Origin of the sequence: Arthrobacter sp. SLBN-53, assembly GCF_006715585.1 — a bacterium.
Lineage (GTDB): Bacteria > Actinomycetota > Actinomycetes > Mycobacteriales > Mycobacteriaceae > Mycobacterium > Mycobacterium neoaurum_A.
On sequence record NZ_VFNN01000001.1, the window covers coordinates 4,394,147 to 4,406,779 of the forward strand.

Genomic DNA, 12,633 nt, shown 5'->3' on the forward strand with positions numbered 1-12,633 from the left:
GGAATCGCATTAGTGTGACGGCCTGTGAAGGTGATGACTGCACTGCATGCACTGTCCGGAGCTGCCGAGCGCGCTCGCGAGTTGCGCGACGCCGGGGCCAGCGGTGTGTTCACCTTCGAGGGGCCCCACGATGTGTTCGCCCCCCTGACCCTGGCGTCCACGGTCGGTGGGCTGGACCTGATGACCAATGTGGCAATCGCCTTTCCCCGCAATCCGATTCACCTGGCCCATCAGGCCATCGATCACCAGATCCTGACCGAGGGGCGGTTCACCCTCGGACTGGGCACCCAGATCCGCACGCAGATCGAGAAGCGATTCGGTGCGGACTTCGACCGGCCGGTGGAACGGATGGTCGAACTCGTCGGCGCGCTTCGCGCGATCTTCAGCACCTGGCAGACCGGTGAGCGGTTGGATTTCCGCGGCGAGTTCTACCGGCACACGCTGATGACGCCGACCTTCACCCCGCGGGACAACCCGTACGGACCTCCGCCGATCTATGTCGGCGCGCTCGGGCCGCGGCTGACCAGGGCCACCGCCCAGTACGCCGACGGGCTGCTGGTGATGCCCTTCGGCAACAAGAAGTTTCTGCACGAGGTCACCATGACCGCGGTCGACAAGGGTCTGGCCGCCGCCGGGCGCACCCGTGCGGATCTGGCCGTGGTCCCGGAGATCATCGTCTCGGTGGCCTCCGACGCCGACGACGACCACCGCGCGACCCGGCAGTTGCTGGCGTTCTACGGATCGACGCCGGCCTACCGACCCGTCCTGGACATCCACGGTTGGGGAGATTTGCAGCCCGAGCTCAATGCCCTGTCCAAGCAGGGCAAATGGGCCGAGATGGGATCGCTGATCGATGACGAGGTGCTGCACACCATTGCGGCATGCGGTACTCCGACCGAGATTGCCGACCACATCCGGGACCGGGTGGCGGGCATCTCCGACCGGATCTGCATCTACCAGCCGGGACCCATCGAGACAGACTCGTTGGCCCAGATCGTTGACGCATTGCGCACCTGAGGTCCTATGGTGGTTGGTACGGGAGAGGACCACGAGGAGGTTGTCCGATGGCCGAGCGTGCCGAGGCTGACGAAGCCGAGTTCAGCGATGTACTGATCATCGGGGCGGGCATCTCCGGGATCAACGCCGCCTACCGTATCCGCGAGCGCAACCCGAACCTGAGCTACACCATCCTGGAGCGGCGCGAACGCATCGGCGGCACCTGGGACCTGTTCCGTTATCCGGGGATTCGTTCCGATAGCGATATCTTCACGCTGAGCTTCCCGTACGAGCCGTGGACCGGTCGCGACCACGTTGCCGAGGGCGCCGACATCCGCGACTACCTGGTCGCCACGGCCCGAAAGCTCGGTATCGACCGGCACATCCGGTTCGGCACGCAGGTGTCCTCGGCCGACTGGGATTCCTCGACCGACACCTGGACGGTACACGCCCAACACGACGGCGCCGCGACCACGTATCGATGCCGGTTCCTGTTCTTCGGCACCGGCTACTACAACTACGACGAGCCGTACACCCCGGAGTTCCCCGGCATCGAGAACTTCGGCGGCACGGTCGTGCACCCGCAGTTCTGGCCGGAGGATCTCGACCACGCCAACAAGCGCATCGTGGTGATCGGCAGTGGCGCCACCGCCATCAGCCTGGTGCCCGCGCTGTCCGCCACGGCGGGTCACGTCACGATGCTGCAGCGCTCGCCGACTTACATGATGTCCATGCCCGCGGTGCCCAAACCCACCGAGGCGGTCCGGCGGATGTTGCCGCGCAAGATCGCCCATCAGGTGGTGCGATTCCGCAACGCCTGGATGCACTACTTCATCTACGTGTTCTTCCGCAGCATGCCCAAGCTGGGACGCAAGCTGATCCGGCAGACCACCATCAGTGCGCTGCCGAGCGGTTACCCGGTAGACGTGCATTTCAAGCCGCGCTACAACCCGTGGGACCAACGTATGTGCCTGGTGCGCGACGGTGATCTGTTCGACGACATCAGCGCGGGCCGGGCCGATGTGGTGACCGATCACATCGACCATGTCGACGCCGACGGGATCGTGTTGAAGTCCGGCGATCGCATCGACGCCGACATCATCGTCACCGCCACCGGGCTGCAGCTCCTGGCACTCGGTGGTATCCAGATCAGCATCGACGGTGCGCCCATCGATCCGACCGACCGATTCGTCTACAAGGAATATCTGCTCGAGGACGTCCCGAACATGGCGTGGTGTATCGGCTACACCAACGCCTCGTGGACGTTGCGGGCCGATATGACCGCGCGTGCGGTGGCCAGGCTGCTCGCCTATATGGACGAGAAGGGCTACACGCATGCCTACCCGCACCTTGGGTCGGTGGACATGCCCGAGAAGCCGACGTTCGACCTGGCGGCCGGCTATGTGACCCGCGCTCTGCATGCGCTGCCGAAGTCGGGTACCCGCCGGCCGTGGAAAGTGCGGCACAACTACGCGCTGGACACCTTTGAGCACCGGTTCGACCGGATCGAGGAGTCGATGACTTTCGGCCGGGTGCAATCGGGTTCGCGCACCCCGGCCGCTGTTGCGCCCGCCGAAGTGGGCGCCTGACTCACGGGGTCCGAATGGTCAAGCCGGTGGCCAGCAGCTGGGTGGCCGATAGGCCGAACGTTGACTTGAAGCGATCGGACAGATGCGACGAGCCGGCGAAACCGGCCTCGACGGCAGCGGTGGTGAGGTTGGCCCCCGCCGCGAGTTCGGTGCCCGCGTGCATCAGCCGGCACCACATCCGGTACCGACGCAGGCTGGTACCGATCTCGGCGGAGAACAGATGCAGGAAGCGGGATTCGGAGAGGCCGGCTTCGGCGGCGAGCTCCGCGGCCCGTGCCGCGTTGACCGGATCGTCACGAATCTGTTTGGCGGCCAGTTCCATCCGGGGATCCACCGGGTGTAGTTCCTCGGGAGCTGCGGTGTCGAGCCAGCGCCGGGCTTCCTGGTCGTTACGCGGTGGGCTAAGCAGGAGCTGTTCGAAGCGGTGCCCGATGCCGATACCGTGGACGACGTCACGGAACTGGCTGCGGCAGGCCGCGCTTCGTTGTGTGGCCGGATCCAGATAACAGGACACCAGCGGTCCCGTCATCGTCAGATGGTGGGTCAGCCGGGGCGGGATGAGCGCGGTGCGCGCGGTGACCCGAAACCCGTCGATCTCGACGGTCAGTGGTGCATCCACCCCGACGGCCAGACACCACACCGACCCCGAATGCGGGTCGAGGCCCAACCCTGGACCGGAGTACAGCGCCAGGCCCGGCCAGATCCACACCGCCGGATAGCAGGTTTGTGGAAGCTCGGTCCCCTCCGTCGCTGACATGCTGGACTCCTCACCATCGATCAGGAGGTTACCGTGGCAGCAGTCGTCATCGTGTCGGTCGGGGTGTTCTTCGCCGGAATGGGGCTGTACGCGTTGGCCGCGCCGGCGGCATTGTTGTGCCCCTTCGGTTTTGCCGTGACCTCGGACACCCAGCGGGCCGAGGTGCGCGCCGTGTACGGCGGCTTCGGCATCGCGATCGCCGGCGTGCTGGGCTACGCGCTGACCGCGCCCGATGCCGTCCGCACGGGCATTCTGCTGACCGTGGGTGTGGCGCTGGCCGGAATGGCCCTCGGTCGGGTCATCTCCGCGGCGGTCGGCGACCGGACGTCCTTCTACCCCAACTGGTTCTACGCTCTGGTCGAGGCGGGCGCGGGCGCGGCCTTGTTCTGGGCGGCCTGAAACGCCCAGGATCTACGGGGCGACGGTGAGCCAGTCGGCGAATCCGGAGGGATCGTGGCGGCCCAACGCGCCGTGTTCGAACAAACCCCAGCCCTCGCTTGTGGTTCCGCTTTCGGTGCACAATGCCCGTCCGACGTGGTCGATGACGCCGAAACCCGATCGTCCCATGATCGCAGGATCGGTCATATCGTAGGTGCGGCGCTCGGAGAAGTTCTCGCCCTTCCATACGCCGTGAATCCAGTCCGGATCACCGCCATAGCCGCCGCCGACGTGAATGGGTACCGGCAGTTTGGATTCCACGTCGAAACGTAACTCCGCCCCGGTGGCCGTCGTCGTGGAGATGGTGGCCCCGGTGGGGATGCGCGTGCCGGAACGGTAGTGGATCTTGACCTGCGGCCAGCCGAGCTGCTCGACACGACCGTCCTTGAACACCCTGGTGCAATCATTGAGGGAGCGGAACCCGTCGGGCGCCTCCTGGATGATCATGACGATGGAGAAGTCGTCGAAGGCCATCGGCACGTAAAGCCACCACATGCCCTCGAACGGCGGGTCGGCGGGCCGGCCCGCGGGTTCGGCTTCACCGATCGGACGGATGCCCCAGGACCGATCGCGGGAGCCGATCCAGGTGGCCGGATCGACCGTGATGCGCTCGCCGTCGATATCGAGATGACCGCTCCACGAGCCTAATTGGGCAAAACGCTGAGCGTTCAGGGTCACCCGGTTGCCCTGCCGCATCAGATGCGGCTGTTCCTGCACCACGTCGCACAGGCCGTTCCAGGTGAGATCGGCGGCGATCCCCTCGGTCTCGTCCATGGTGATCCGCAACTGCTGCAACGGCTCGAGGACATCGACCCGGTAGGAGTTGACATGTTGACGCAGCCGGTCCTGGTCGATGGCGTCGGAAAGGTGCACCGCGGTCTGGGTGTCTCCACGGCGGATCAGGACGAAGGCATCCTTGACGCCGAGGTTAGGGTAGTAGCCGATGCCGGAGATGAGGAAGATGTCCCCGGTTCGGTCGTGTGCGTTGAAATAGGACCGGTCGTAGAAGTTGCGATCCGATGATCCCGGCCAGGCGATCGGTTGCGGCACTTGGTGAATCGGGAACTCATCCATCGGTCCGAGCATCAGTTCTCCTCGAGCAGTCGTCGTAGCAGGGAAGCGTGGTAGAAAGTCGACTCGACGTCATCGGGGGCATCCATCTCCCCGAAATGGACCCGGCGCGCGGTGGTGCGCATGAAGACGCAGCACCAGATCACCGCGGAGTAGATGTAGAACCAGCGCAGATCACCGAGCGTCACCCCGGTCAGCCGCTGGTAGGTGTCGCGCACATCGTCCTCGCGCAGCACATCCGGTAGCCCGGCGAGTCCGGCGAGTCCGGCGAGCTCCTGGAAGACCATGTGCGCGAAGATCAGCCACGAGACATCGAGTTCACGCGGGCCCACGGTCGCCATCTCCCAATCGAGCACGGCCACCGGCCGGAAGTCCTCGTACAGGACATTGCCGACTCGCGAATCGCCCCATACCAGCACCGGTATGCCGGACGCGGTATCGGTCGGGAAGTTCTCGTCGAGCCACGTCAGCGCCTGCTCGACAAGGGGGGAGCGCCCGATATCGGCGACGGCGAACTCGTACCATTGCCTGAGCCAGCCGAAATGGCGACGCAGGGGCGAATCTGCCGGTGGGTCGGCCTCGGTGAGGAAGGAGAAGCGCTGTGCTGCATCCGGTATGGCGTGCAGTTTCGCCAATACCTCGACCGTGGCGTCCTGCAGTTCCCGCCGACGTGCCTGCGGCGCGTCGGCGAACCAGTTGCCCCCGAAGGTATAGGGCATGACATCGGGTGGGACGTCGCCGGGCACACGGTCCATCAGGAAGAACGGGGTGCCCAGCACCTCGCCGCCGACGTCGATCCATCGCACCGCGGGCACCGGGACGTCGGTGAGTTCGTCGACGAGCCGCATGAGGTCGAACTGATGGTCAAGCCGGTAGGAGGAGAAGACCGGGACATCGGCAGCGGTGGGGGCCACGCGGGCGACCAGGGGAAGGGTTTCCTCGTCCCAACGTGCGGTCAGCAGGATCGTCTCCGACGACATCCCGTTGGCGTCGACACCGCTTTCGAGGAAAACCTGCGGTGCCGAGCGCTCGGGTACCTGGGTTGCCAGCCAGCGCGACAGGACGTCGGGCAGCGTGCTGGTGTCGCGGGTGGAGCGCTGCAGGCGGCTGACGTCCTCGACAGCCGGGTCATTGGCCACGGGGCTTCCTTCCGGTCCGAATTACGATACGCTGGGTAGCGTTATGAAATCAGACTTGCCATCGGTTGACAAGGGTGCCGGCCGGCCGCGCGACCCACGGATCGATGCCGCCATCCTGTCGGCGACAGTGGACCTGCTCGTCGAGATCGGCTATGCGAACGTGACCATGGCGGCGGTGGCCGAGCGGGCAGGCACCACGAAGACGGCGTTGTATCGCCGATGGTCGAGCAAGGCCGAGTTGGTGCACGAGGCGGCATTCCCGACTGCACCCACCGCACTGAACATGCCCGAGGGCGATATCGCCTCCGATGTGCGAGCGATGATCGCGGCGGCGGGCGCGGTGTTCACCAGCCCGGTCGTGCGGGCGGCGCTACCCGGCCTGATCGCGGACATGGCGGCCGATCCCGACCTCAGCGACCGGGTGATGAGTCGGTTCACCGGACTGTTCGAGGTGGTCCGATTGCGTCTTATGCACGCCGTCGAGCGCGGCGAGGTGCTCGAGAGTGTGGATCCGCAACGGCTCATCGAATTGATCGGCGGCGCCACGCTGTTACGCATGCTGCTCACCCCGGGGCAGGAACTCGATGATCAATGGGTGCAGCAGACCACGGCCATCGTGGTCAACGGCATCGTCCTGTGATCCCCGACCCATCGCGCCCACGGGCCGCGATGCGCGACACCCACATCGCCGGTGCCATGCGTATGGTCGAGACGTAAAGGATGTTTGACGTCATCTGTTGAAAGGTGTGCCTCGTCGTGTCCGTGTTGTCGACCCCCTTGATCGCCGACACTCTGGCCCGGTTGTTCTCCCGGGTCGTGAATCCGAGTCCCAAGCAGGCTGTGCGCTTTGCCGATATCCCGGCACGGGTCAGCACGGTCGCCATCCCGACCCGGCACGGCGACACCGAGGCCGACATCTACCGTCCCGAGGGTGATCCGGACGGCGTGTACGTCAACATCCACGGCGGCGGGTTCGTCGTCGGACACCGCGAGCAGGACGACCCCTGGTGCCGGTTCCTGGCCACCCGCGCCAACGTCGTCGTCGTCAACCCCGACTATCTGCTGGCCCCCGATCACCGCTTTCCGGTCGCCGTCGAGCAGCTCTACGACGTCGTGACATGGGCCGGTGCCGACGAACGGGACTGGCCGGGAGGGCGGCTGTGCGTGGGCGGCCAGAGCGCTGGGGGCAACCTGTCCGCGTCGGTATCCCGGCTGAGCCTCATCCACGGTGGCCCGTCCATCGCCCTGCAGGTCTTGCACTACGCGCCGCTGGATTTGGTGACCGCGACCGGGCACAAGAGATCCCCACGGGGTGGCCAGGCGGTCATGAAACCGTGGATGGGTGAGGTCTTCGACACCGCCTACATCCCCGACCGGCAGCGCCGTCGTGACCCGCTTGCCTCACCGGCATGGGGCGACAACGCCGACGAGATCGCCGGTATCGCACCGGCACTGGTGATCGCCTGTGAGTACGACCGGTTGCGCGACGAAGCCGCGGAGTATGCCAAGAGTCTCGATGCGGTCGCAGCACTGGTCGACTATGTCGAGGTGCCCGATGTCGACCACGGGTACAACATCATGAGCGACGCAGCCGACGTCACCCGCGGCATGTACGAATTGATCGCCGGGCGGGTACGCGACGCGGTGAGTTAACGCACGAACTGTTGCGCGTCGTTCACCAGGTCCAGCAGTGGTTGGGGGAGCGCACCGAGGGCGAACGTGACCGCCGCGGTCACCGTCACCGCGCCGGTGGTGAACACACTCGGTGCCACCACCTCGGGCGCATCCGCCGGCGGATCGGTGAAGAACATCAGCACGATCACCCGCACATAGAAATAGGCGGCCACCGCGCTGGCGATCACTCCGATGATCACCAACGCACCGCCGCCGCCCTGGGCCGCGGCCTTGAACACCGCAAACTTGCTGACGAACCCACTGGTCAGCGGGATGCCTGCGAAGGCCAACAGGAACAGCGAAAACACCACGCCGACCACCGGATACCGCCGGCCGAGCCCGGCCCATTGCGCCAGTGCGGTCTCCTCCTCGCCATCGGCACGGCGCACCAGGCCGGCCAGCGCGAACGCACCGAGGGTGCTGAAACCGTAGGCGAACAAATAGAACAGCGTCGCCGACACCCCTGCATCGTCGAGCGCGATGACACCGGTGAGGATGAACCCGGTGTGCGCCACCGCCGAGTAGGCCAACATGCGCTTGACGTCGCTCTGGGTGACGGCGGTGAGCGTGCCGACCACCATGGTGACGATCGCGATGATCCACATCATCGGCCGCCAATCGGCTGCCAAACCCGGCAGCGCGACGTAGAAGATGCGCAACATCGCGCCGAACGCCGCGATCTTGGTCGCCGCCGCCATGAACGCCGTCACCGGCGTCGGGGCGCCCTGGTACACATCCGGGATCCACGAATGAAAAGGAACGGCGCCGACTTTGAACAGGATGCCGACCGCCAGCAGGCCGGCACCCGCCAGGGCCAACGCCGGCCCGCCCGCGGGATGCGGGCCGTTGCCGGCGATCGCGGTGGCGATATCGTCGAGTCCGAAGCCGCCGGCATAGCCGTACAACAACGCGATCCCGTACAGGAAGAACGCCGAGGCGAACGCGCCGAGCAGAAAGTACTTGAGCGCGGCCTCCTGTGAGACCAACCGCCGCCGTCGGGCCAGCCCGCACATCAGGTACAGCGGCAGCGACAACACCTCCAGGGCCACGAACATCGTCAACAGGTCGTCGGCGGCGCCGAAGATCATCATGCCCGCCAACGCCAACATCATCAGCGGGAAGATCTCGGTCTGCGCCACAACGGCTTTGGCGGCGACCTTTTCGGCCACACTTCCCGGTACCGCGGCGGCCTGCGGGGTGAAACCGTCCAGTCCGCCGCCTGCCGAGGCTGGGATGCGGCGCTCGGCGGCCAGCAGCACACCGAGGATGCCGATCAGCAGCAACAGTCCCTGCAAGAACAGCGCCGGCCGGTCGACGGCCAGCGAGCCCACCGCGGCACTGTTGCCCGGGGAGGATCCCAACCCGGCCGTCACCGACACCACCGCGACCAACGCGGCGATCTGCCCGCCCAGCGCCAGCACGAGTTGGGTGCCGTAGCGATGGCGGCGGGGGACGAAGGCTTCCACCAGGATGCCTGCCACCGCGACGCCGAGGATGATCAGAAGCGGTGCCAGTTGCCCGTATTCGATGTGCGGCGCCTCGACGTTCATCGGCCGTCTCCTTCCGCGGTGGCGGGCCTCGGATCCTGCACGCCGATCGTGGTCAGCGTGTGGGTGACGGCGGGATTGATGACATCGAGCGCAGGCTTGGGATAGATGCCCAGCACGAGCAGCAGCACGATCAGCGGTGCCACCACGAACAGTTCGCGGGGGACCAGGTCACGTAGTGACTCGTTGCCGCGTGCCACCGGCCCGGTCATCATCCGCTGGTAGGCCCACAGGATGTAGATCGCCGACAGCACCAGCGCCAGCGCGGCGATGACCGCCAGCACCGGGAACCGGCTGAATGTGCCGATCAACACCAGGAACTCACTGATGAACGGCCCGAGCCCCGGCAGCGACAGGGTGGCCAGGCCCGCGATCAGGAATGTGCCTGCCAGCACCGGGGCCACCTTCTGGATCCCGCCGTAATCGGCGATGAACCGGGACCCCCTGCGCGACACCAGGAATCCGGCGATCAGGAACAGGGCGGCGGTGGAGATGCCGTGGTTGACCATGTACAGCGTGGACCCTGCCTGGCCCTGGCTGGTCAGCACGAAGATGCCGAGGATGATGAACCCGAAGTGCGATATCGACGTGTAGGCGATCAGCCGCATCACATCGGTCTGTCCGATCGCGACGACGGCACCGTAGATGATGCCGATGACGGCCAGCGTGATGATCACCGGTTGGAACGTCTTGGTGGCATCGGGAAACAGCTGCAGGCAGTACCGCAGCATGCCGAACGTACCGACCTTGTCGACGACGGCCATCATCAGCACCGCAGTCGCCGGGGTGGATTCGACGGCGGCATCGGGCAGCCACCGGTGGAACGGCCACAGCGGTGCCTTGACGGCGAAGGCGAACATGAAGCCGAGGAACAGAGCGTTGAGCAATGCGGGATCGACGGCGAGCTGACCGCTCTGCACGGCGGCGACGATCGCGCGGAAATCGAAGGTGCCACCGAGATCGTCGAGGGTGACGACGTAGAGCCCGATCACCGCGGCCAGCATGATGAGCCCGCCGAACAGGTTGTACAACAGGAACTTCACGGCGGCGGCGCTGCGGTGTGCTCCGCCGAACCCGCCGATCAGGAAGTACATCGGAATGAGCATGGCTTCGAAGAACACGTAGAACAGCAGCACGTCGAGCGCCACCAACGAGATGAGCACCATCGCCTCGACGGCCAGCGTCAAGGCCAGATAGGACTGGGTGGACCGCGCGCGATCGGCATGACCGTCGTTCCAGCCCGCCACGATCAGTAGCGGTACCAACACCGCCGTGAGCACCACCAGGGCCAGCGCGATACCGTCCAGGCCCAGGATGTAGCCGGTGCCGAAGCTCGGGATCCAGGGATGGTCTTCGACGAACTGGAATTGCGGCCCGGCCGGGTCGAAACCGACGGCCAGTAGCACCGCGACGGCCAGGACGGCCAGGGACACCGCGAGTGCGGCCCACCGGGCGAACACCTTGGAGGGCAGCAGGATGACGATCGCGGCCCCGATCATCGGCACCGCCCACAGTGCGGTCAGCCAGCCGACGCCGGTCACCAGATCCTCACCATCAGTATCGCCCCGATCACCAGGACCGTGCCGGCCAGCATGGACAGTGCATACGACCGGGCGAATCCGGTCTGCCATCTCCGCAACCGTTGGGAGGCGTCGACGATGACGGTGGCCAGGCCGCGGGTGGCGCCCTCGACGATGTCCTCGTCGATCTCGACCAGACCCACGGTCACCTGCCTGCCGGGACGCATCAGGAACCGCTCGTTGAATGCATCGCCGTAGAGGTCGTTGCGGGCGGCGACGGTCAGCGGCGAACCGGACGGCGCGGTCTCGGGAATCTGCTGGGTGGCGTACATGCGGTAGGCGATCCCGACGCCGATCGCCACCACCGTCAGGATGATGGCCGTCATCGCCCATACCGGCATGATGTGGTGCGCCTCGTGCTCCCCGACCACAGGCTCCAGCCAGTCCGCCAACCCACCGCCGACCGCGAGCACCGCTCCGGCTCCGACCGATCCGAGCGCGAGGACGATCATCGGGGCGGTCATGACCGCCGGCGACTCGTGCGGGTGGGTGGTGTGCTCATCCCAGCGCCGTCGGCCGAAGAATGTCATCAACATGACCCTGGTCATGTAGAACGCGGTGATCCCGGCGCCCAGCAGGGCCGCTCCGCCGAGCAGGATTCCTTTGACTCCGCCTGCCCCGAAAGCGGTTTCGATGATGGCGTCCTTGGAGAAGAACCCGGCGAACGGAGGCACACCGATGATGGCGAGATAACCGAGGCCGAACGTGACGAACGTGATCGGCATGACCGAGCGAAGCCCGCCGAACCGGCGCATATCGGTCTCGTCGTTCATCCCGTGCATCACCGACCCGGCACCGAGGAACAGCCCGGCCTTGAAGAAGCCGTGGGTGATCAGATGCATGATGGCCACCGCATAACCGGCCGGGCCGAGGCCGGCGGCCAGCACCATGTAGCCGATCTGGCTCATCGTCGAGGCCGCCAGCGCCTTCTTGATATCGTCCTTGGCACAACCGATCACCGCGCCGAACAGCAGCGTGACCGCGCCGACGATGGTGACCGCGACCTGCGCGCCGGGCGCCAGGTTGAACACCGGCCCCGAGCGCACGATCAAATACACCCCCGCGGTGACCATGGTGGCGGCGTGGATGAGCGCCGACACCGGCGTCGGACCCTCCATCGCATCACCGAGCCAGGACTGCAGCGGCACCTGGGCCGATTTGCCGCACGCCGCGAGCAGAAGCAGTAATCCGATGGCGGTCAGTGTGCTCTCGGGCATCCGCGTGGCCGCATCGAAAACCCCGGCGTAGGAGACGGTTCCGGCCGAGGAGAACATCACCATCAACGCCACCGCCAAGCCGATGTCACCGACCCGGTTGACCACGAATGCCTTCTTGGCCGCCGTCGCCGCACTCGGCTTGTGCGACCAGAAGCCGATCAGCAGGTAGGACGCCAGCCCGACGCCCTCCCAACCCATGTACAGACCCAGGAAGTTGTCGGCGAGCACCAGCAGCAGCATCGCCGCCAGGAACAGGTTGAGGTAGGCAAAAAAACGTCGACGACCGACGTCCGCTCTCATGTAGCCCACCGAGTACAGGTGGATCAACGAGCCGACCCCGGTGATCAGCAGGACGAAACAGATCGAGAGCGCGTCGACCTGCAACCCGAAATCCACCCGCAGCTGTCCGACCGGCACCCACGTGAACAGCGTCTGGGCGACGGTGCGGTCCTCGGCGGCCCGCCCGAGCAGATCGACGAACAGCAGCACACCCAGGACGAAAGATCCGAGGGCGGTGGCGCATCCGAACAGGTGGCCCCACCGGTCGGTGGCGCGGCCGCCGAGCAGCAGCACCGTCGACCCCGCCAACGGCAGCGCGATCAGCAGCCAGCTCAGCGTGCCCATA

Annotated in this window: 11 protein-coding genes; 5 read left to right on the forward strand and 6 right to left on the reverse strand. The window is 66.1% G+C overall.

Features of this window, described 5'->3' with window-relative positions:
* Positions 1 to 33 precede the first annotated feature (33 nt).
* Both FBY28_RS21090 and FBY28_RS21095 read left to right on the forward strand, forming a co-directional pair.
* Positions 34 to 1,017 carry a TIGR03617 family F420-dependent LLM class oxidoreductase gene (locus FBY28_RS21090; protein ID WP_174241698.1) on the forward strand — a complete coding sequence of 328 codons (984 nt, stop codon included), beginning with the start codon at positions 34 to 36 and terminating at the stop codon, positions 1,015 to 1,017.
* Positions 1,018 to 1,064: 47 nt separating this feature from the next.
* Complete coding sequence (locus tag FBY28_RS21095; RefSeq protein WP_141869223.1) at positions 1,065 to 2,585, forward strand: flavin-containing monooxygenase; 1,521 nt, start codon at positions 1,065 to 1,067, stop codon at positions 2,583 to 2,585.
* A gap of 1 nt (position 2,586) precedes the next feature.
* Here FBY28_RS21095 and FBY28_RS21100 read toward each other — a convergent pair whose 3' ends face one another.
* Positions 2,587 to 3,342, reverse strand: coding sequence for a helix-turn-helix domain-containing protein (locus FBY28_RS21100; RefSeq protein WP_141869224.1), 756 nt, complete (start codon positions 3,340 to 3,342; stop codon positions 2,587 to 2,589).
* A gap of 33 nt (positions 3,343 to 3,375) precedes the next feature.
* On the opposite strand from FBY28_RS21100, the gene FBY28_RS21105 reads away from it, so the two are divergent.
* Complete coding sequence (locus FBY28_RS21105; protein WP_141869225.1) at positions 3,376 to 3,741, forward strand: DUF4345 family protein; 366 nt, start codon at positions 3,376 to 3,378, stop codon at positions 3,739 to 3,741.
* Positions 3,742 to 3,753: 12 nt separating this feature from the next.
* Here the strand turns inward: FBY28_RS21105 and FBY28_RS21110 are convergent, their stop codons facing one another.
* Positions 3,754 to 4,866 (reverse strand): Rv3169 family protein, encoded by a 1,113-nt coding sequence (locus FBY28_RS21110; protein ID WP_141869226.1) that lies wholly within the window; start codon positions 4,864 to 4,866, stop codon positions 3,754 to 3,756.
* Positions 4,866 to 5,990 carry a phosphotransferase family protein gene (locus tag FBY28_RS21115; RefSeq protein WP_141869227.1) on the reverse strand — a complete coding sequence of 375 codons (1,125 nt, stop codon included), beginning with the start codon at positions 5,988 to 5,990 and terminating at the stop codon, positions 4,866 to 4,868. The genes FBY28_RS21110 and FBY28_RS21115 overlap by 1 nt, the downstream gene beginning before the upstream one ends.
* A gap of 55 nt (positions 5,991 to 6,045) precedes the next feature.
* On the opposite strand from FBY28_RS21115, the gene FBY28_RS21120 reads away from it, so the two are divergent.
* Both FBY28_RS21120 and FBY28_RS21125 read left to right on the forward strand, forming a co-directional pair.
* Positions 6,046 to 6,630: a TetR/AcrR family transcriptional regulator C-terminal ligand-binding domain-containing protein gene (locus tag FBY28_RS21120; protein WP_286178337.1), complete on the forward strand. Its 585-nt coding sequence runs from the start codon at positions 6,046 to 6,048 to the stop codon at positions 6,628 to 6,630.
* Between the two features lie 116 nt (positions 6,631 to 6,746).
* A complete protein-coding gene (locus FBY28_RS21125) occupies positions 6,747 to 7,643 on the forward strand; it encodes an alpha/beta hydrolase (RefSeq protein ID WP_141869229.1) in 897 nt (298 codons plus the stop codon).
* Here FBY28_RS21125 and nuoN read toward each other — a convergent pair.
* The 3 genes from nuoN to nuoL are packed head-to-tail and all read right to left on the reverse strand — an operon-like array spanning position 7,640 to position 12,632.
* The gene (gene nuoN / locus FBY28_RS21130) at positions 7,640 to 9,214 is read right to left on the reverse strand and encodes an NADH-quinone oxidoreductase subunit NuoN (protein WP_141869230.1); all 1,575 of its coding nucleotides are present in this window, start codon (positions 9,212 to 9,214) and stop codon (positions 7,640 to 7,642) included. The two genes, FBY28_RS21125 and nuoN, sit on opposite strands and share 4 nt — an antisense overlap.
* Complete coding sequence (locus FBY28_RS21135) at positions 9,211 to 10,752, reverse strand: NADH-quinone oxidoreductase subunit M (protein ID WP_286178339.1); 1,542 nt, start codon at positions 10,750 to 10,752, stop codon at positions 9,211 to 9,213. The genes nuoN and FBY28_RS21135 overlap by 4 nt, the downstream gene beginning before the upstream one ends.
* Positions 10,749 to 12,632: an NADH-quinone oxidoreductase subunit L gene (nuoL, locus tag FBY28_RS21140; protein ID WP_141869231.1), complete on the reverse strand. Its 1,884-nt coding sequence runs from the start codon at positions 12,630 to 12,632 to the stop codon at positions 10,749 to 10,751. Before nuoL ends, FBY28_RS21135 begins: the two co-directional genes overlap by 4 nt.
* Position 12,633 lies beyond the last annotated feature (1 nt).

Excerpts from the sequence above, each read along its gene's own strand:
- FBY28_RS21090 (WP_174241698.1), top strand. The coding sequence starts at position 34 with ATGACTGCACTGCATGCACTGTCCGGAGCTGCCGAGCGCGCTCGCGAG.
- FBY28_RS21095 (WP_141869223.1), top strand. The coding sequence starts at position 1,065 with ATGGCCGAGCGTGCCGAGGCTGACGAAGCCGAGTTCAGCGATGTACTG.
- FBY28_RS21100 (WP_141869224.1), bottom strand. The coding sequence starts at position 3,342 with ATGTCAGCGACGGAGGGGACCGAGCTTCCACAAACCTGCTATCCGGCG.
- FBY28_RS21110 (WP_141869226.1), bottom strand. The coding sequence starts at position 4,866 with ATGCTCGGACCGATGGATGAGTTCCCGATTCACCAAGTGCCGCAACCG.
- nuoN (WP_141869230.1), bottom strand. The coding sequence starts at position 9,214 with ATGAACGTCGAGGCGCCGCACATCGAATACGGGCAACTGGCACCGCTT.
- nuoL (WP_141869231.1), bottom strand. The coding sequence starts at position 12,632 with ATGGGCACGCTGAGCTGGCTGCTGATCGCGCTGCCGTTGGCGGGGTCG.